Source organism: Cellulomonas shaoxiangyii, assembly GCF_004798685.1.
Lineage (GTDB): Bacteria > Actinomycetota > Actinomycetes > Actinomycetales > Cellulomonadaceae > Cellulomonas > Cellulomonas shaoxiangyii.
The window spans coordinates 1,192,707-1,212,037 of sequence record NZ_CP039291.1; the positions used below are offsets into that span (position 1 = coordinate 1,192,707).

Here is a 19,331-nt window from a genome sequence, read left to right on the forward strand (position 1 = left end):
CCCGGCGTCCGGTCGGCGCGGACGCTCAGCGCGGGAAGAGCAGCCCGCTCGCCCGTCGCACCGGGCGCTGCACCGCGGCCTGCACGGCCTCCGCCGTGCCGACGACCCGCACGACGTCCCGCGCGCGGGTGACCGCCGTGTAGAGCAGCTCGCGCGTGAGCAGGGGGGACGTGGCGGGCGGCAGCAGGACCGACACCCGCGCGAACTGGCTGCCCTGCGCCCGGTGCACCGTCATGGCGTGCACGAGCTCGACGGCCGGCAGCCGGTGGGGGCGCACCAGGCGGGGTGCGCCGGCCGTCCCGAACGCGACCACGACGCCTCCGCTCCCGTCGTCGACGACCACGCCCGTGTCGCCGTTGGCGAGGCCCGTCGTGCGGTCGTTGGTCGTCACGAGCAGCGGCGCGCCCACCGCCCAGGGTCCGCCGCCGTCGTCGGCCCCCGCCGCCTCGGTCACCCACCGCTGCGCCACGGCCGACCACAGCGCCACGCCCGCGGGGCCCCGGCGGTGGGCGAGCAGGAGCCGGTGCCGGCCCAGTGCGTCCAGCGCGCCCGCGGCGTCCCCGGCGCGCGCGGCCGCGACGACCGCCGCACCGGCGGCGGCCACGTCGGCCCGGACGCCGCCGACCTCCGCGGCCGTCGGCGCCGCGTCCGCGGTCTCGACCAGCTGCACGTGCGGGCCGCCCGCACGCAGCAGCCCCAGCGCCTCGTCCGCGCGGCCGCGCCGGACCGCCTCGGCGAGCGCACCGAGGTCGGCGCCGAAGCGGTGCGGCACGGTGAGCCGGACGACGCCCCCACGCAGCGCGCGGCGGTCCCGGGCGTCGTCGGAGCGGTCGGCGTCGGTGACCACGGGGGGCCCGGTGCCGGTGCCGGTGGTGGTGGGGCCGGTGCCGGTGCCGCCGGCGGCCGTGAGCGGCGGCGGGGCGTCGTCCGGGACGAGCGCGGCGAGGCGGGCGGGCAGGGACCCCGCCGGTGGGACCCGTGCGACGAGGTCGCCGAGCACGGCTCCCACCTCCACCGACGCCAGCTGGTCGGGGTCCCCGACGAGCACGAGCCGGGCGTCGGGGCGCAGCGCCTCGAGCAGGCGCGCGAGCAGGGGCAGCGACACCATCGACGCCTCGTCGACCACGACGACGTCGTGCGGGAGCCGGTGCGCGCGGTCGTGCCGGAACCGGGTGCCACCGCCCGGACGCGCGCCGAGCAGGCGGTGCAGGGTCGACGCGTGCAGGACGGCCGGGCGCGGGGCGCCGGAGGCCGCGGCGAGCTCCGCGAGCTCCGCGTCGACGGCCTCCTGCAGGCGGGCGGCGGCCTTGCCGGTCGGTGCGGCGAGCGCGACCCGCAGGTCCGTGCCGTGCACGTCGCGCAGCACCGCGACGAGTCGCGCGACCGTGGTGGTCTTGCCGGTGCCCGGACCCCCCGTGAGCACCGTGAGCCGCGAGACCGCGGCGGTCGCCGCGGCCAGGCGCTGGCGCGTGTCCGCGGGCCGGGGGAAGCGGGCGGCGACCGCCCGCCGGACCGCCGCGTCGTCGGCGGGGAGCGCGGCGGCGAGTCGGGCGTCGACCTCGTGCCGGACCAGCTGCTCGTCCCGCCAGTAGCGGTCGAGGTACACGCGCCCGTCGACCCAGCGGACCGGCCGGTCCGCCGGACCCGCCGGGCCGTCCGCGACCATGGCGCTGGCACGGACGGCCGCGGCCCAGGCGTCCGGTTCCGGCCACGGCAGGACGGCGGGCCCGGCGTCCGGCGTACCGGGTCCGGGACCTGCGGCCTCGCGCCCGCCCGCCTCGATCCGGCCGGGTCCGGGGTCACCGACGTCCACGAGGGCGACCGCGTCGGCGAGCGACACGCACACCGACCCGCCGCGGACCGCGCGCACCGCGAGCGCGGCCGCGAGCCGGACGCGCTCGTCCGCCTCGCCCGTCAGCGCGCCCAGCCGCTCGGCCACGCGCACGTCCGCGGCCGTCAGCACGCCGGCGGCCGCGAACGCGCCGAGCAGCGGCCCGGCGCGCCAGGGCGTGCGCGCCGCGCCGTCGCCGAGCACGCCGTCGCCGAGCTCGCCGCCGCCGAGCACGCCGCCGCCGAGCACGCCGCCGCCCACGTCGCGGCCCACGTCGGACGTCGTCCCACCGGGCTCGCTCATGCGCCGCCCCCGTCCGGCGCGCCGTCGAGCAGTGCAGAGAGCGCCACCACGAGCGCGGTCGGGGGACGCCACGACAGCACTCCGCAGGGGTCGTCCCCGACGACGGGCGTGCCCGGGCCGCACATGCCCCGGACGAACAGGTACGCGCCGCCGCCCAGGTGCCGGTCGGGGTCGTAGCCGGGCAACCGCCAGCGGAGGTAGCGGTGCAGCGCGACCGTGTACAGCAGCAGCTGCAGCGGGTAGTGGGCGTCCGTCATCGCCGCCACGAGCGCCTCGGGGCGGTAGTGCCAGGCGGTGAGCGGCTCGTCGGGCGGTGCAAGGCGGTTGGTCTTGTAGTCCACGACGACGAACCGTGGGCCGTCGGGGCCGGGCACCCGCAGGACCGCGTCGATGCTGCCGGTCAGGTAGCCGCGCAGGGCCCCGGGACCGTGCGGACCGGGCCGTGCGGTGCCTGTCGTACCCGTGCCTGTGCCCGTACCCGTACCCGGCCCGCCCGTGCCCGGCGCGGCAGGTCCACGCCCGGTGGGTCGGCGGTCGAGGTCGGCGAGCCGCCCGGCCCACGGGTGGAAGGGGTCGCCCGCGGGCAGGTGCGCGTCGACGAGCGCGGCGACGTCCCGCAGCCGCGCCGGCCGGCCGGTCCGGCGGCCACCCCGCGGCGCGGCCTGCGACGGCCCACCCGTGCCGGTGTGCCCGCCCGCACGCACGCCGGCGTCGTCCCCGCCGGCGAGCGGGAGCTCGAAGTCGAGCTCCGCCAGCCGGTCCCGCGGGTCGATCTCGGCGAGCGTGCGCCCGCCGAGCAGCGGGCCGCCGGGGGTGTGCAGCACGGGGAGGAGCGCCGCGGCGAGGCGGTCGGGGTCCACGCCCGACCCCGGTGCCGCGCGGCGGCAGCGGCCCGCGACCTCGGCCGCCAGGTCGGCGGCGGCCGTGTCGACCTGCTCGAGCACGCCGTGCACCAGCGTGCCGAACGCGGTGCCACCGGGCAGGTCCGCCAGCGGGGAGGCCACGGAGCGCAGGAGGGCCTCCGCGTCGTCCCGCGGCGCGGCGGGTGCCAGGGCGAGGGCGGGCGCCGGGGCCTCCACGGGCTCGTCCCGGATGCCGGGTGCCTCCGGCTCGTCGGCGACGCCGGGCGCGTCCTCGGGCAGCGGCGCCGCGGCGGTGCCGGGAGGGCCCGCGTGGGCGCCCGCGGTGAGCCCGGAGTAGGACGTGCGACGCCACGACGTGTCGACGTCCCGCCGCAGGCGGGCGACGTCGAGGACGGTCCGTCCGCCCGCCGGCGGGTGCCAGTGCGCCGACGGCGGCGGACCGTCGACGACCTCGTGGACGACCGTGCCGCCGCTGCGGGCGGCGAGCGCGTCGAACCCGGCGGCCGCCTCGTCGTCCCGCGGCACCGGCACGGTGGCCGGCGGGCTGCCGTCGGGGTCGCGCGCGCCGAGCACGAGCCGGCCGACCGCACCCGCCGCGGACACCGTGCTCGGCGCCCACCACACGACGACCTGGCTGCTGGCACGGGTGAGGGCGACGTACGCGAGCCGCAGGTCCTCGCCCGCCTCCTCGGCCTGGTGCAGCGCGCGGGCCTCGTCGTAGCCCGGGCTGCCGCGGCCGCCCACGTGGAGCCGGCGGGTGCCGTCGGCGTCGTGGTACCGCAGCACCGCGGGGTCGCGGGGCACGAACCGGTCCCACGCGAACGGCACGAGCACGACCGGGAACTCGAGCCCCTTCGCCGCGTGCACCGTGACGACCTGCACCGCCGCCGCGTCGGTCTCGAGGCGCCGGCTGCGCTCCTCGGCGTAGTCGACCGCGGCCTCGTCGATGCGGGCGCGCAGCCACTCGGTCAGGGCCGCGGGGCCGAGGCCCCGCTCGCGGGCGGCGGCGTGCAGGACCTCGCCGACGTGCCGGACGTCCGTCAGCGCGCGCTCGCCGTCGGCGCGACGCAGCAGGCGCTCGTGCAGGCCGGCTGCGGCCGTCGCCTCCACGAGTGCGGCGACCCCCTGGCCGGTGAGCACGTGCGACCAGGCGCGCAGCCGGTCGGCCAGGTCCTCGCGCTCGGCGTCGCCGGCGCCCGCGAGGCGTCGTGCGTCCCACCCGACGAACGGCGTGAGCGCCGCCGCTGCGACCCGCCCGGCGTCACCCGTCCCCGCCAGGGCGCTGAGCAGGACCAGCCAGTCGCGTGCCGCCGGCGTCGCGAACACGCTGGACAGCCCGGACACGACCGCGGGGACGCCGGCGGCGACGAGGGCGTCCCGGACCGCGAGCGCGTCGGCGTTGCGGCGGGCCAGCACCGCGACGTCCCCCGGACGCAGCGGACGCCACCTCTCGCCGTCGCGCAGCCGTGTGCCGTCGAGCGCGCGGACGACCTGCGCGGCGACGTCGCGCTGGACGACCGCGCGCACCGCGTCCACGCGCGGCGCCGCGCTGCCGGACCCGACGGCGCGCCGGGTGACGCGGCGCACCACGACCGGCGGGCCGCCGTCGAGCCGGCGTCCGGACCGGCCGGGCTCGACGGGGTGCACCACGATCCGCGGGTCGCCGAGCGCCGCACCGCCGAGCAGGTGCCCGAGACCGGTGAGCACCGCCGGGTCGGCGCGCCAGCTGCGGCCCAGGGTGGCGGTCGTCGCGACCGCGCGGGCCGCGAGGTAGGTGTGCACGTCGGCGCCGCGGAACGCGTAGATCGCCTGCTTGGGGTCACCGATGAGGACGAGCGTGCGGTGCCCGTGGAACGCGGTCCGCAGCACGTCCCACTGCACGGGGTCGGTGTCCTGGAACTCGTCGACCAGCACGACCCGGTACGGCGCGCGGACGCGTGCCGCCGCGTCGTCGCCCGTCTCCGGGTCGGTCAGGGCGTCGCGGAGCAGGACGAGGAGGTCGTCGTAGTCGACGAGGCGGCCCGCGCGCTTGCGGCGCCCGAGCTCGCGGCGGACGGCGTGCGCGAGCCGGAACCGGTGGTCCGGCGGGCTGCCGGGGTCCGCGTCCGCGGGGGCGAGGGTCGCCGAGTGGTCGCTGACCGCGGCGCGGGCCACCTGGCGTGCCTCCTCGACCGACAGCGGGGGCGCCGGCCTGCCCGCGTAGGCCGCGAGGTACAGGTCGTCGACCACCTCCGCCTCGAGGTCGGCGACGTCCGGCAGCAGGGTGGCGTCGGCGTCCACGTCCCCGGTCGTGGTGGCGGTGCCGAGCGAGCGCAGCACCTGGCGGCAGAAGCCGTGCGTCGTCGTGATCGTCGCCGCGTCGACCTGGGACAGCGCCACGGTCAGGCGCCCGCGGCGGCGCGCCAGCTCGGCGTCGTCGACGTCGGCGAGGTGGCGCACGAGCGCGTCGTCGCTCGTGCGGGCGGTGGTGTCGCGCAGCGCGCGCTCGGTGCGCACGAGCCGCTCGCGGACGCGGTCGCGCAGCTCGCTGGTCGCGGCCCGCCCGAACGTCACGACGAGCAGCTCGGGCAGCTCGGCGTGGCCCTCGGCCACCCACCGCGTGGCGAGGGCGGCGATGGTGAACGTCTTGCCCGTGCCGGCGCTCGCCTCCAGCACCGTGGTGCCGGTGGGCAGCGGCCCGCACACGTCGAAGACCGGCGTCGTGGCCGGTGCGGCGGTGGTCACGGCGGGCCCCCCGTCTCGTGCCGCAGCAGGTCCTCCCACAGCGTCCGCGCGAGGGCGCCCAGCAGCGTCGGGTCGTCCGGCCACGCGGCGCGGTCGGCGGGCTCCGGGTCGCCGGCGACCGACGCCAGCCGGAAGCCGTCGCCCCACGCGAGCCGCAGGTGGTCGTCCTCGTCCTCGTGCCGGGCGCGCAGCGTCTGCTCGGCGTCGGCGAGGGCACCCGCCGGGTCGTCGTGCCCGTGCCGGCGCTGGGCGTACGTGGCGGCCGCGGCCGTCGGCAGGGGCAGCGGTGCGCACAGCGCGCGGTCGCGCAGGGCGACCAGCCGGCCGAGGACCTCGCGCGCGCTCGCGGGCTCCGGCGCCCGCAGCCACGACGTCGCCGCCGTGGGACGCGTGCCCGGCCCGCGCCCCACGGTGGCGGCGGCGCGCACCGGCGTGCCCACCGGCGTGCCACCGGGCTCGCCCGCGGCGGCGAGCGCGAGGAGCTGCACCCATGCCCGCAGCCGGTGCCGTGGCCCCAGCCGGGCGTAGACAGCTCGCACCAGCACGTCGCCCCGCACGCCGGCGACGGTCCCCGTCAGGACGCGCCCGTCCGGCAGCGGCACGGTGACGTCGACCGTCGTCGGTGCGGCGGCGAGCAGCGGGCGGGCGGCCGCGGCGACGGCCTCGACGCGCGTGCCGACGTCGCCGAGCTCCGCCGAGCCCAGCGCCCCGGGCGGCACGTCGCCGCGGCGCCGCTCGGCCGCCGCGGCGCGCGCGAGGTCCACGCCGTCGAGCACCGCCGTGAGCAGCCGGTCGCCGGCGGCGTACGCGTCGAGCGGGTCGAGCCGCAGCGGCAGCCGGTCGTCGAGGTCGTCGACGTCGTGCGGGAGGACCGCGCGCAGACGCTGGCGCACGAACGCGCGGACCGGGTGCTCCAGCACGCGGACCAGGTCGTCGAGCTCGACGACGCCCGCCGTCCCCGCCAGGTCGCCCTGCCCGCCGCCGACCACGTCCGGCGCCGGCGGCGGGAGCGCGCCGACGAGCAGCGGGGGGCGCGGCGAGCGGGGCCCCCGCGCGGCCGTCGCCGCCCGCCGGTCCACGTCGTCGAAGCTGAACGGGCCGGGCCGCCCCAGGGCGCCGGCCACGAAGTTGCGCTCGTCGACCGTCTGCAGCGGGTGGTGCACGACCAGCGCATCGCGCACCGGCCGCCCGTCCGCGCGCTCGACCGTCTCCTCCAGGGCGTCGAGGAGCTCGCCGACGGGCACCGCGGGCGGGCGCGGCGCACCCGTGCGCTCGTCCGCCCCCGTGTGCACGACGACGAGGTGGTCGCCCGCGGCGAGCACCGCGTCGAGGAAGAGCTGCCGGTCCTCCGACCGGCGGTCCCGCTCGCCGACGAGCGGGTCGCGCGCGAGCACGTCGTCCCCGGCGCCGTGCGAGGGGCGCGGGAAGACGCCGTCGTCCATGCCGAGGAGCGCGACGACGCGGTGCGGCACCGCCCGCATGGGCTCGAGCGAGCACACCGTGAGGGCACCCGTGCGGAACCCCGCGCGGGTGGGACGCCCCGCGAGGCGCGGCTCGAGCAGGGCGACGACGTCCGCCAGGCGCAGCGGCACGTCACCGTGGCCGTCCGCCGACGCGCGGGCGTCGGCGAGGACGGTGCGCGCCTCGACCAGCTGCCAGGCGTCGGCGGGCGCCGCGTCGGTGAGCAGCACGAGCGCACGCTCGAGGGTGGCGAACCACGCGTCGGCGGGCCGTGCGCCGTCCAGGTCGGCGAGCAGGCCGGTGAGCCGGTCGACGAGCTCGGCGAACCGGCCGGCCAGGTCGACCTCGGTGCTGTCGACGTCGTCGAGCGGCAGCGCGGACCCGACGAACCGGTGGTCCTCCTCGGCCATGGCGACGCCGAGCAGGAGCCGGTCGGTACCGGTGCGCCAGGTGCCCTGCGCGACGGCGCCCAGCCCGTAGCGTGCGCGCCGGCCGACGTCCTCGCCCCAGCGCACGCCCGATGCGAGGGTCCAGGCGCGCATGCGCTCGAGTGCGGCGTCGTCGAACCCGAACCGGCGCCGCACCGCCGCGACGTCCGCGAGGTCCAGCACCGCCGAGGCCGTGACGCGGGACCCCGCGAGGACGAGCAGGTCGGCGACCACGCGCAGCACGGGGTTGGTGCGCGCGGGCGCGCGGTCGGCCACGCGGACGCGCAACGTGCGGCCGGGGTGGGGTGGTGCGTCGTCCGGCGCGCCCGTCCGGCCGTCCTCCGCGGCCGCGCCGAACGCGGCCACCACCAGGGGGGCGAACGCCTCGACGTCGGGGCAGAGGACGACGACGTCGCGGGGCTGCAGCGTGGCGTCGTCGGCGAGCAGCCCGAGGAGCGCCTCGCGCAGCACCTCGACCTGCCGGGCCCGCCCGTGGCACGCGTGCACCTGGACCGTGCGGTCCTCGGCGGCGACGCGCACCCGTCGCTCGGGCCGGGCGTCGGCGCGCAGGGCCGCCTGGAGCGCGCCGAGGACGGTGGAGGGCGGTGCGGCGACGGGGTGGTGCGTCACGGCGGCGTCGCGGGAGGCGAGGCGCACGCCGAGCTCCGTGGCGTCGCGCGCGGTGGACGCGAGCAGCGGGTGCCGCGCGACGGCCACGGCGTCCCGGCGGCGGGGCGCCGGACCGGGCCGCGTCACCGCGGCGGCGCGATCCCACAGCACGGGCGACGGGTGGGGGAGCCACAGGTGGACGTCGCGGTGGGCGGCGAGCGCGTCGAGCACGTCGAGGTGCGCCTCGGGCAGCCGGGTGGCGCCGAGCACGGACAGCCGGGCGGGCAGGTCCACGACCCCGGGGTCGGCGCGCAGGGACCGCACGGCCGCGTCCAGCCGCTCGGCGGGGCTGGGCGTGCCGACGGCCGCGCGGACCGCCCGCCACAGCGGTGGCTGCCAGGCCAGGTCGCGGGGCAGCACGTCGCCGCGCCCGTCGTCGTCGCGGCCCGCCGCCCACGCGGTGACGAGCCCGGGGCGCTGTGCGGCGTAGGCGGTGAACGTGGCGGCGAGCCGCTGCGCGAGGCGCAGCCGCCGCCCGTTCCGCGCGTCGCTGCTGCCGGGGCCGGAGCCGGAGCCGGGGCCGGGGCCCTGCGCGACGTCGGCCGGTGCGCCGACGTGCCGCGCGAGCGGCCCGGCCCAGGGCTCCGCGCCGGCCGTGGCGTCGTCGAGCACGCGCAGCACCGCCCACGCGAGCCGCTCCGGCTCCCAGGGGTCGGCATCGGGGTCGACGCCGCCGGCGACCGCCACGACGCGGCGCACGAGCCGGGCGGGCGGGTCGAAGTCGATGCGCGCGCACACGCCTCCCTCGCCGTCGGGGCCCGCCCCGAGCCGGTGCGAGAGGCGCTGCGCGACCCACCGCTCGACGCCGCGGGTCGGCACCGCGACGACCTCGGGCGCGAAGGGGTCGGCGTCCGGCGGCTGCTGCGCGAGCAGGTCCGCGAGCGCGTCGACGAGCACGTCCGCCCGCGCGGCGGTGTGCACGCGCAGGCGTCCGCCGTCACCTCCGGGACCCGTCACGCGACGCACGCTAGCCGACCGCCACGACACCTCCGGGGCGCCTCCACGACCGGGGGACGAGGGGTGGGCCACCGAGGGCTGGGGTCGGGTCAGAGCCAGGCGCCGCGCGCCCGCAGCACGTCGCGCAGCAGGTCGGCGCGGTCGGTGACGATCCCGTCCACGCCCAGGTCGAGCAGGTGGTGCATGGTCGCGGGCTCGTTCACGGTCCACACGTGCACCGCGCGCCCGGCCGCGTGCGCGGCGGCCACCGTGCCGGCGTCCACGACGCGCAGGCGCCCGTGCGCGGCCGGCACCTGCAGGCAGTCGACGTCGCGCAGCGCGCGTGCGGCGGCGCGCGACGCGTGGGCGCGGTGCGCCGCGAGGAAGAGCGCGACCTCGCGCGTCCCCGCCGACGTCGCGACGGGCCGGGTCAGCCGCGCGAGGGTCGCCAGCCGGCGCGCCCGCGAGAACGAGGTGACGCACACGCGGTCGTGCGCTCGGGTGCGCTCGACGGCCGCCGCGACCGGGCCGACCGCGCGCGCGTCCTTGACGTCGACGTTCACGCGCAGGTCCGGCCACGTGCCGAGGAGCTCGTCGAGCCGCGGGACGGGCTCGGTGCCCCCGATCCGCGCCCGCGCCACCGCGGACCACGGCAGGTCGGCCACGCGCCCCCGGCCGTCCGTGGTGCGGTCGAGCGTGGCGTCGTGCAGCGCGACGGCCACGCCGTCGCCGGTCGCGTGCGCGTCCGTCTCGACGTAGCGGAACCCGAGGTCGACGGCGGCGGCGAACGCGGCGAGCGAGTTCTCCCGGCCGTCGAGGGAGAAGCCGCGGTGCGCGAGGGCGACGACGCCGGACGGGTCGTCGAGGTAGGGGTGGACCACGCGTCCACCCTCACCCGTGACCGCCCCCCTCCGCACGGCCGACCCGCCGGGCGACCGTCGCGAGTTCACCCGGCCGTCACCGCGCACCCGCCGGTCGGACGGCGTTCCGCCGGGTTCGTCCGTTTCACTGGAGGAATGAGACGCAGCGTCGTGCCTCCCCTCGCCCTCGCCCTCGCCCTCGCCCTCGCCCTCGCGCTCGGCGCGGGCACCGCGACGTCCGCCGCGGCGTCATCCCCCGTGGCCGCGTCCGTGGCGGCCGTCCGGGCCCCCGCACCAGCGGACGTCGGCACGGACGTCGGCACGGACGCGGGCCCGGGGGCGCGCACCCCGGGTCACGGCCCCGGCCGTGACCGGCGCACGGCGGTCGTCCCGACGCTGGTCGCCCGCGCCACCCTGCCGGCCGACTTCCTCGCCGACGGCCCGCCCTCCGGTGCCCTCGCCACCCCGGCGAACGGCCGCCAGGGCCCGTTCGCCGGGCAGGTGGTCCCGGGCTTCTCGGGCGTCGTCGACGCCGGCGACGGCACCTTCTGGGCGCTGCCGGACAACGGCTTCGGCACCAAGGCCAACTCCGCCGACTTCCTCCTGCGCCTCTACCGCGTGACGGCGGACTGGCAGACGGCCGCCGGCGGCAGCGGCGAGCTCCGCGTGGGCGAGCACCTGGCGCTGCGGGACCCCGACGGGCACGTGGGCTTCCCGATCACCCACGAGGGCACCCCCGAGCGGCTCCTGACCGGCGCGGACTTCGACGTCGAGTCGGTCGTGCGCGCCCCCGACGGCTCCTTCTGGATCGGTGAGGAGTTCGGGCCGTTCCTCCTGCACGTCGACGCGACGGGCAGGCTGCTGGCGCCCCCGGTCCCGCTGCCCGGTGCCACGTCGCCGCAGAACCCCTACCTCGCGCCGGGGGAGCAGCCGACGGTCCGCCCGTCCGCGGGCTTCGAGGCGCTCGGCGGCCTGCGCGACGGCCGCTACCTCTACCCGGTCCTCGAGAACGCCTACACGGCCGACCCGGACCAGCGCCGCCGCGTCGTGCACGAGTTCGACACCCGCCGGAACGCCTACACGGGCCGCACGTGGGACTACCGCGCCGACCGCGACGGCGACCTCGTGGGTGACGCGTTCTGGGTCGGCAGGCACGAGATGCTGCTGGTCGAGCGGGACAACTGGGACGGCGCCGCGGCGGTCGTCAAGCGCGTCTACCGCGTCGACCTGCGCCGCACCGACCGGGAGGGGTTCCTGGAGAAGGAGCTCGTGCTCGACGCGCTCGCGATCGCGAACCCGCACGGCATCGGCGCGGGCGACGGCTACGGCACCGGCGACCCGTTCGCCCTGCCCGTGCAGTCGTTCGAGACGGTCGTGCGGCTCGCGGACGGCCGCCTGCTCATCGGCAACGACAACAACTACCCGGGCAACGCGGCGCGTGTGCCGGGGACGCCGGACGACACCGAGCTGGCCGTGGTCGAGCTGCGGCGCGAGCGGGTGACGCCCGGCGACGTCGACGTGATCGCGCACCGCGGCGCGAGCGGGTACCGGCCGGAGCACACGCTCGCCGCCTACGCGCTCGCCATCCGGCAGTGCGCCGACTGGATCGAGCCCGACGTCGTGTCGACCAAGGACGGCGTGCTGGTCGCGCGGCACGAGAACGAGATCAGCGGGACGACGGACGTCGCGACCCGCCCCGAGCTCGCGGACCGGCGCACGACGAAGACGGTGGACGGCCAGGAGGTCACGGGCTGGTTCACCGAGGACCTCACGCTCGCCGAGCTGCGCACCCTGCGCGCGAGGGAGCGCATCCCGGCGCTGCGGCCGGGGAACGTCGCCTTCGACGGCCTCTACGAGGTGCCGACGCTCGCCGAGGTGCTCGACCTCGCGCGGCACTCCGTGACGTGCGACGGCGCGCCCGTCGGCGTGTACCCGGAGACGAAGCACCCCTCGTACTTCGACTCGGTCGGGCTCTCGCTCGAGGAGCCGCTCGTCGCGGCGCTGCGTGCGGCCGGCCTGGACGACCGCCGGGCGCCCGTCGTGATCCAGAGCTTCGAGACCGGCAACCTGCGCGAGCTCGACCGGCTCACGCGCGTCCCGCTCGCGCAGCTCGTCAACTGCACGGGGGCGCCCTGGGACCTCGTCGCGGCGGGTGACCCGCGCACGTACGCCGACCTGGTGACGCGGCCCGGTCTCCGGGACGTCGCGCGCTACGCCGACGCCGTGGGGCTGTGCAAGGACGTCGTGATCCCGCGCGAGGCGGACGCGACACTGGGGTCGCCCACCCGCGTCGTGCGGGACGCGCACCGCGCCGGCCTCGAGGTCCACGCCTGGACGTTCCGCGCCGAGAACCAGTTCCTGCCCGCGGAGCTGCGCAGCGGTGCCGACCCCGCCGCGCACGGCGACCTGCCCGCCGAGATCCGCACGTTCGTCGACGCCGGGGTCGACGCGGTCTTCGCCGACCACCCGGACGTCGCGGTGGCGACGGTCGGCTGACGACTGCCGGCGGCGGCCCGCGCGGGGAGGGGCGGGGGCCGCCGCCGGTGCGGGCCACGGGGACGCGCCGGGGTCGGCGCGTCCCCGTACGAGCGGGTGAGGTGCGCCGCCGAGTGATCGGGTCGAACACATGTTCGATACGATGGGTGCCATGCCCGACCGTCCCGCCCCGCTCGCACCACCTCCGCCCGGCCGCCGGGAGGTGGCCAACAGCGAGGTGCCGGAGGGGATCCCGACCCGTCCGCAGGGTGACGTGCCCGTCATCGTGCGGGTCGTGTGGACGGACGGCACGGAGGAGTGGCGGCCGGCGCGGGCGGTGCGGTGGACCCGTGGGCACGTCATGGTCGCCTGGCGGGACGACCCGGGCGACCCGCGCTCCGAGCGGCACACCTGGCTGCGCGCGGGCGACGTGGCGCGGTCCGTCAGCTGGTTCGTGCCGCCCGAGCGCGGGCGGGGGGCCGGCGCGGGGGGAGCGGGGACCGGCCGCGTGGACCGCGCGGGGTAGCGCCCGGCCCCGGGCGCCCGGCGCGGCCCGGGCGGCCCGTGCGCCTCAGTGGCGCTCGCGCCGGTACAGCGCCCGCGCCCACGCGTACCCGAGCGCGCCGAGGAGCACGCACCAGCCGAGCGCGAGGGCCGTCGTCGTCCCGTCGAGGGGCGCGCCGTCCAGCAGGCCGCGGGCGGTCTCGATGATCGGCGTGAAGGGCTGGTACTCGGCGAACCAGCGCACGGCGGTGGGCATGGTCTCGACGGGCACGAAGCCGCTGCCGAGGAACGGCAGGAGCAGCAGGATCATCGGGGTGTTGCTGGCCGTCTCGACACTGCCGGCGTTGAGGCCCATGGCGACGCACACCCAGTTGAGCGCGCACGCGAGCAGGACGCACAGGCCGAGCAGCCCGAGCCACTCGAGCGGGCCGGCACCGGGTCGGTAGCCCATCGCCACCGCCGCCGCGAGCACGAGCGCGACGGCGGCGAGGGCCTGCACCGCGAAGCCGAGCACGTGGCCGGCCAGCACCGACCCCGACGCGATGGGCATGGTCCGGAAGCGCGCCATGATGCCGCCGGTGGCGTCCATCGCGGCGCTCACGGCGACCGACGTCGCGCCGCCGACGACGGTCATGACGAGCAGCGTCGGGGCGATGTAGTCGAGGTAGGCCGCGCGGCCCTCCGCACCCGGGGTCACGCCCGGTGCCACCCCGGCCCCGAACGCACCGCCGAAGACGTAGACGAACAGCAGCAGCACCACGAGCGGGCCGGCGACCAGGAAGACCGTGAGGCCGGGGTAGCGGACGGCGCGCAGCAGGCTGCGGCGCAGCATGGTGAGGGTGTCCGCCAGCGGGCGGGCGGCGGGCGCCGGGGCGATCGTCGCGGTGGTCATCAGGCCACCTCCTTCGAGGTCGGGTCGGTCGCGGGCTGCGTCGAGGACCGCGTCGAGGGCCCTGTCGCGGGCTCCGTCGACGGCTCGGTGAGGCGCAGGAAGACGTCGTCGAGCGACCCGGCGTCGTGCGCCGACTTGAGCTCGGCGGGCGTGCCCTCGGCGACGACGCGGCCGCCGTCGAGCACGGCGACGCGGTCCGCCAGCCGGTCCGCCTCCTCGAGGTACTGGGTCGTCAGCAGGATCGTGGTGCCGGCCGCCACGAGGGCGCGCACCTCGTCCCACAGCGTGCGGCGGCTGCGCGGGTCCAGGCCCGTGGTCGGCTCGTCGAGGAAGACGACGGCCGGCGAGCCGACCAGCGTCATCGCGAGGTCGAGCTTGCGGCGCATGCCGCCGGACCACGTCGAGACCGGCTTGCGCGCCGCGTCGACCAGGCCGAACTGCTCGAGCAGCGCGTCGACGCGCTCGCGTCCGGCCCGCCGGCCCAGGTGGTGCAGCGACGTCATCAGGCGCAGGTTCTCGGCGCCCGTGAGCAGGTCGTCGACGGCGGAGACCTGGCCCGTGACGCCGATGGCGGCGCGCACGGCCTGCGGCTCGGCCGCGACGTCGTGGCCGGCGACGCGCGCCGTCCCGCCGTCGGCCGTCAGGAGTGTCGACAGGATGCCCACGGTGGTGGTCTTGCCGGCGCCGTTGGGGCCCAGCAGGGCGGTGACGGTGCCCGCGCGGACGGCGAGGTCGATGCCGTCGAGCACGGTCTGGTCACCGAACGACTTGCGCAGTCCGCGCACGTCCACGGCGAGGTCGCTGGTCATGGCGGTTCTCCTTGCGTTCGGTGGGTGCGGGGTCGTGCGGGGCCGTGCGGAAGGTGGTGCGGTTCAGGGGCGGCGCAGGATCACGTCGCCCCACCCGGTGCTCGCGAAGACCTGTGCCGTGGACTGCTCCTCGACCGGACCGTGCGTGGGAGTCAGCTGGTTGCGCACCGACCCGTGCTCCGAGGCGACGTCGAGCCAGGCGGCCGTGCCCTCGGGCACGCCGACCTCGATCGAGCCGTAGGACGAGGTGAGCCGCACGTTGCCCGACTCGACGGGCCCGACCCGGATGCCGGCGTGGGCCGCCTTGGCGGTGAGGGTGCCGCGCACGCGGCCGACCACGATCTCGGCGTGCGCACCGACGATCTCGAGGACCCCCGTGACGGACCCGACCTGCGTGGGCCCGTTGCTCGCCCGGACGGTCCCCTCGCCGGCCATCTCGTCGAGGCGCACGCCGCCGGCGCTGGCCTTGACCTCCGTGGCGCCGGTGACCCGCCGCACGACCACCGCGCCCGCGGACACCTTGAGCCTCAGGCGGGCGGCCTCGTCGATGCGGGCGTCGCCGCCGTTCAGGGTGAGGTCGACCGTGCCGAGCCGGCCCTCCGCGTACAGCGAGCCGGCCTTGCCGCGCAGGTCCGACCCGGCGGGCAGCTCGATGGTGACGCGCGCGCCGCCCGCCGAGAACGGGTGGACGTACTGCTTCCACGCGGCGGGGTACACGATCGTCACGGCGTCGCCGTCGCGCGCGACCCGGGTCTCCTCGGCGGCGCGTACGGAGCCGGACTTGGCGGGCTCGGCCGGCAGGACCGTGACGACCACGTCGTCACGGTCGCCGGCGACGACGTGCAGGTTGCCGAACGGGACGTCGACGAGGACCGGGACGGGGCCGGGCGCGGGGAAGGTGGGCATGACGGCTCCAGGGCGTGGTCGGGGTGGAGGGCGTGGGGCGCGCGGTCAGCGCACCCAGCCGGTGACGCGGTCGCCGCTGCGCTGGCCGGGTGCCGCCTGGGGCGCGGACCGGCCGGGGGGCAGGTCGAGCGCGGCGGCGACGGTGCGGACGAGCCACGTGTTGACGGAGACCCCGTCGTGGGCGGCGGCCACCTCGACCTGCGACTTGAGGTGGTCGGGCAGGCGGAGCGTGGTCCGGGTGGTGGCGGCCGCGTCGGCGTCCGGCGCGGCCGCGGGGGACGTGCCCACGGGGGACGTGCCCGTGGGGACCGGCGCGGCGACCGGGGCGGGGACGGCGACGACGAACTCCGGCTCGCCGGCACGCAGCCGGACGTCCACGGCGCCGGGCGCGAGCTCGGCGGAGATCTCGGCGGCGGCCGCCGAGAGGGCGTCGAGCAGGACCAGTCGCACCGCGGCGTCGAGCGGCGCGGTTAGGCGCAGCGCGAGCTCGCGGGCGTCGTCGCCTCCGGCGCCGGCCGCCGTGGCGAGCCGGTGCTGGAGGTCGTCGACGTAGCGGGTCAGATCCATGACGTCATACTGACACCACGGGTGGTGTCAAAGCAATGCCAAATTTCTCGGAGTGGTGTCAACCGTCCGGCGCGGTGGTGCCGACGGGTCTTGACGTGGACGGGTCCGTCCACGGACTCGCGCCCCCGCCCCTCAGTCGGCGTAGCCGACCGAGGCCCACAGGTGGGTGGCCGCCCACGCCCGCCGGCCCTCCCACGCGAGACCCGCCGCGGCGACGTCCCGCGCGTGCGGGACCCGCAGGGCGCGGCGCAGCACGAGGTCGCCCGAGGGGTAGGCGTCCCGGTCGCCCAGCGCGCGCAGCGCCACGACGTCGGCCGTCCACGGGCCGACGCCGCGCAGCGCCAGCAGCGACCGGCGGACCTCGGCGGCGGGCACCCCCGGGGCCAGCCGGAGCCCGTCGGCGCACGCAGCGGCGATCGCGTGCACCGCCCCGGCGCGCGCGTGGGGCACCCGCAGGACCGCCTGCAGCGCCACCGGGTCCGCGGCCGCGACCGCCTCGGGCGTGGGGTAGGCGCGCAGGCCGCTCGGGTGGGGGCGCCCGTAGGCCTCCGCGAGGCGCCCGCCGAGCGTGCGGCCCGCGCGCAGCGAGACCTGCTGCGTGAGCACGGCCTGCACGGCCGCCTCGAACCCGTCGGGGTGGCCGAGCACGCGCAGGTGCGGGCGCGCGCGCAGGAGGGGGGCCAGCACGGGGTCGTCGCCGAGTGCCGCGTGCACCTCGTCGAGGTCGTCGTCGACGCCGAACCACCGGGCCAGCAGGCGCCGGAGCGCGGGCTGCGCGGCCGGGGACGCGTCGTCGTCGGCCGCGGACACCCCGGCGCCCGTCAGGGTGACCGTCACGGGCGTCGGTCCCGCACCGAGGTCCACGAGGCGACGCACCGTGCCGGCGAGCACGTCGACCTCCTCGACCCCCGGCACCGCCCGGGCCGCGAGGGAGGCGAGCGCGGGGGTGGCGGCGAGCTCGGCGGGGACGTGCACGCCGCCACGGTACGGGCCCGTCCCGACATGCGGACACGTGTGGCTGTGCGGCTCGCCACGTTCCAGGTCAAGGGCCGGTGCGCCACGGGTCGAGGGGACACCGCAACCTGGTCACCTGTACGAGATGCGCGGGCCGGCCGACGGTGCCATCCTGCTGGGGGTCGAACGGTCGGCGCACCGACCGCTCACCTGCGGGTCACGACCTCGTGTCCGTCCGCACGCGCAGAAGGCCCGGCGAGAGCCGGACCGCCCGCGAGGGTCAAGGAGCCTGCCACGCCTCGTGCCGGCGAGACGGCTCCCCACCGGGTCCCGCCCCCACTGCCGGGGGCGGGACCGGGTCGCGCTTCCTAACCTGGAAGCGTGCGCGACCACCTCCCCGACCCCGCTGCCCTGCCGCCCGACCCCGTCGCGGCCGCCACGCCGAGCCCCGCACCGGAGGTCGTGCAGGAGGTCGTGCGCGACGTCGGAGACGTCGTGGTGCCGCTCCTGGCGGTCGCCGCCGGTGCCGTCGTCGGCTACCTGCTCGCGACGCTCGTCGGACTGCTGGTGCGCCGGGTCGCCCCGCGCAGCGCGATCGCCGCCGAGCTGTCCCGCCGCGCGCGCCGGCCGCTGCGCGTCGCGCTGCTCGTCGTCTCCGTCTGGGTCGCCCTGCGGCTGAGCACCGACCGGTCCGACGCGTGGCGGCCCGGCGTCGAGCACGCCCTGCTCATCGCGCTCATCGTCGCGCTGACCTGGTTGATCGGGTCGCTCGCGTTCGTCTTCGAGGACGTCGCGCTGCAGCGGTACCGCGTCGACGTGAAGGACAACCGGCACGCCCGCCGCGTCCGCACGCAGGTGCAGGTGCTGCGCCGCCTCACGGTCGCGATCCTGGTCGTCATCGGCGTCGCCGCGGTGCTGCTGACGTTCCCCGGCGCGCGCACGGTGGGCGCCAGTCTGTTCGCGTCCGCGGGCCTCATCTCCATCGTCGCCGGTCTGGCCGCGCAGAGCTCCCTCGCCAACGTGTTCGCGGGCATGCAGCTCGCGTTCACCGACGCGATCCGCGTCGACGACGTGGTCGTGGTCGCCGACGAGTGGGGTCGGATCGAGGAGATCACGCTCACCTACGTCGTCGTGCACGTGTGGGACGACCGGCGCCTCATCCTGCCGTCCACGTACTTCACGACGACGCCCTTCGAGAACTGGACGCGCCGCGCCGCCGAGCTGCTCGGCACGGTCGAGCTCGACGTCGACTGGGCGGTGCCCGTCGAGGCGATGCGTGCGGAGCTCACGCGCCTGCTCTCGGTCACGGACCTGTGGGACGGGCGTGTCGGCATCCTGCAGGTCACGGACGCGGTCGGCGGCGTCGTGCGGCTGCGGGCGCTCGCGAGCGCGGTCGACGCCCCGACGCTGTTCGACCTGCGCTGCTACGTGCGCGAGGGCCTCGTCGCGTGGCTGCAGCGCGAGGCGCCGCAGGGTCTGCCGCGCACGCGCTGGGAGGACGGCGCCGGCGCGCCGGTCCGCCCGGCGGTGCCGCAGGGCACGGCCGGTACGGATGCCCCGGCGCCCGCCGGCCGCGGCTCCGCGGGCGGGCCGGGAGCGCCGTCCGCGCCGTCGGTGCGCCCGCCGGCCGAGGACCGCGGCGGGACGCCGTCCCGCCCGGCCCACGACTCGACCGTCGTGCTGCCGGGCCCCGGCACGTGGGCGTCCGACGACACGCAGCTCCTGGTCCCCACCGGCCGCGACGCGCGCCTGTTCACCGGCAGCATCGACGCGATCGCGCGCTCGCAGGCGTTCGCCGGACCCGGGCAGGAGGCGATCGACGAGCGGGAGCACGCGGCGAGCGGCAGCGTGCCGCGCGTGGACGAGCAGGGTCGCGCCCGTCCGGCCGCGCACGCGACGCCGCCGGGGGACGGCGCGGGGGACGGGGTCGTCGGCCCGCCGGTGCGCGAAGGGCGGGGAGGACCCGCGTCGGCGCCCGTGGTGGACCCCGGGGCGGGGACCGTCGCCGACCCGGGGACCGTCGGCGACACCGGGACGACCGACGTGCGCACGCGCCCGCAGCCGCGTGTCGACCCGGACGCCCGCCCCACCCTGCCGACGCGCCGCTCGACGCGCACCCGCGGCGAGAGCGACCCGGGCGGCGAGTGAC

At 78.4% G+C, this 19,331-nt stretch carries 12 protein-coding genes; 3 read left to right on the top strand and 9 right to left on the bottom strand.

Annotation, left to right across the window (positions count from 1 at the left end; translation table 11 throughout):
* Positions 1-25: 25 nt before the first annotated feature.
* The 4 genes from recD to E5225_RS05470 form a co-directional block, all read right to left on the bottom strand.
* Positions 26-2,134: an exodeoxyribonuclease V subunit alpha gene (recD, locus tag E5225_RS05455; RefSeq protein ID WP_136225330.1), complete on the bottom strand. Its 2,109-nt coding sequence runs from the start codon at positions 2,132-2,134 to the stop codon at positions 26-28.
* A complete protein-coding gene (locus E5225_RS05460) occupies positions 2,131-5,721 on the bottom strand; it encodes a UvrD-helicase domain-containing protein (RefSeq protein WP_135973511.1) in 3,591 nt (1,196 codons plus the stop codon). The genes recD and E5225_RS05460 overlap by 4 nt, the downstream gene beginning before the upstream one ends.
* Positions 5,718-9,236: an exodeoxyribonuclease V subunit gamma gene (gene recC / locus E5225_RS05465; protein ID WP_243738222.1), complete on the bottom strand. Its 3,519-nt coding sequence runs from the start codon at positions 9,234-9,236 to the stop codon at positions 5,718-5,720. Before recC ends, E5225_RS05460 begins: the two co-directional genes overlap by 4 nt.
* An 89-nt stretch (positions 9,237-9,325) precedes the next feature.
* The gene (locus tag E5225_RS05470; protein ID WP_135973510.1) at positions 9,326-10,096 is read right to left on the bottom strand and encodes a glycerophosphodiester phosphodiesterase family protein; all 771 of its coding nucleotides are present in this window, start codon (positions 10,094-10,096) and stop codon (positions 9,326-9,328) included.
* A 135-nt stretch (positions 10,097-10,231) separates the two neighbouring features.
* Between E5225_RS05470 and E5225_RS05475 the strand changes: the two genes are divergently transcribed.
* Both E5225_RS05475 and E5225_RS05480 read left to right on the top strand, forming a co-directional pair.
* Positions 10,232-12,571, top strand: coding sequence for an esterase-like activity of phytase family protein (locus tag E5225_RS05475; protein ID WP_135973509.1), 2,340 nt, complete (start codon positions 10,232-10,234; stop codon positions 12,569-12,571).
* 151 nt (positions 12,572-12,722) lie between these two features.
* The gene (locus E5225_RS05480; RefSeq protein ID WP_135973508.1) at positions 12,723-13,076 is read left to right on the top strand and encodes a hypothetical protein; all 354 of its coding nucleotides are present in this window, start codon (positions 12,723-12,725) and stop codon (positions 13,074-13,076) included.
* A 45-nt stretch (positions 13,077-13,121) separates the two neighbouring features.
* Here the strand turns inward: E5225_RS05480 and E5225_RS05485 are convergent, their stop codons facing one another.
* The 5 genes from E5225_RS05485 to E5225_RS05505 all read right to left on the bottom strand — a co-directional run bounded on the left by E5225_RS05485 (position 13,122) and on the right by E5225_RS05505 (position 17,203).
* On the bottom strand, positions 13,122-13,946 hold the full coding sequence (locus E5225_RS05485) for an ABC transporter permease (RefSeq protein ID WP_135973507.1): 825 nt from the start codon (positions 13,944-13,946) through the stop codon (positions 13,122-13,124).
* Positions 13,946-14,755, bottom strand: a complete 810-nt coding sequence (locus E5225_RS05490) for an ABC transporter ATP-binding protein (protein WP_135973506.1) — start codon at positions 14,753-14,755, stop codon at positions 13,946-13,948. Before E5225_RS05490 ends, E5225_RS05485 begins: the two co-directional genes overlap by 1 nt.
* 63 nt (positions 14,756-14,818) lie before the next feature.
* On the bottom strand, positions 14,819-15,661 hold the full coding sequence (locus tag E5225_RS05495; protein ID WP_135973505.1) for a DUF4097 family beta strand repeat-containing protein: 843 nt from the start codon (positions 15,659-15,661) through the stop codon (positions 14,819-14,821).
* 45 nt (positions 15,662-15,706) lie between these two features.
* Positions 15,707-16,228 carry a toxin-antitoxin system HicB family antitoxin gene (locus tag E5225_RS05500; RefSeq protein ID WP_135973504.1) on the bottom strand — a complete coding sequence of 174 codons (522 nt, stop codon included), beginning with the start codon at positions 16,226-16,228 and terminating at the stop codon, positions 15,707-15,709.
* A 132-nt stretch (positions 16,229-16,360) separates the two neighbouring features.
* Positions 16,361-17,203 (bottom strand): DNA-3-methyladenine glycosylase family protein, encoded by an 843-nt coding sequence (locus E5225_RS05505; RefSeq protein WP_135973503.1) that lies wholly within the window; start codon positions 17,201-17,203, stop codon positions 16,361-16,363.
* A gap of 360 nt (positions 17,204-17,563) precedes the next feature.
* Between E5225_RS05505 and E5225_RS18200 the strand changes: the two genes are divergently transcribed.
* Positions 17,564-19,330 carry a mechanosensitive ion channel domain-containing protein gene (locus E5225_RS18200; protein ID WP_341765646.1) on the top strand — a complete coding sequence of 589 codons (1,767 nt, stop codon included), beginning with the start codon at positions 17,564-17,566 and terminating at the stop codon, positions 19,328-19,330.
* Position 19,331 lies beyond the last annotated feature (1 nt).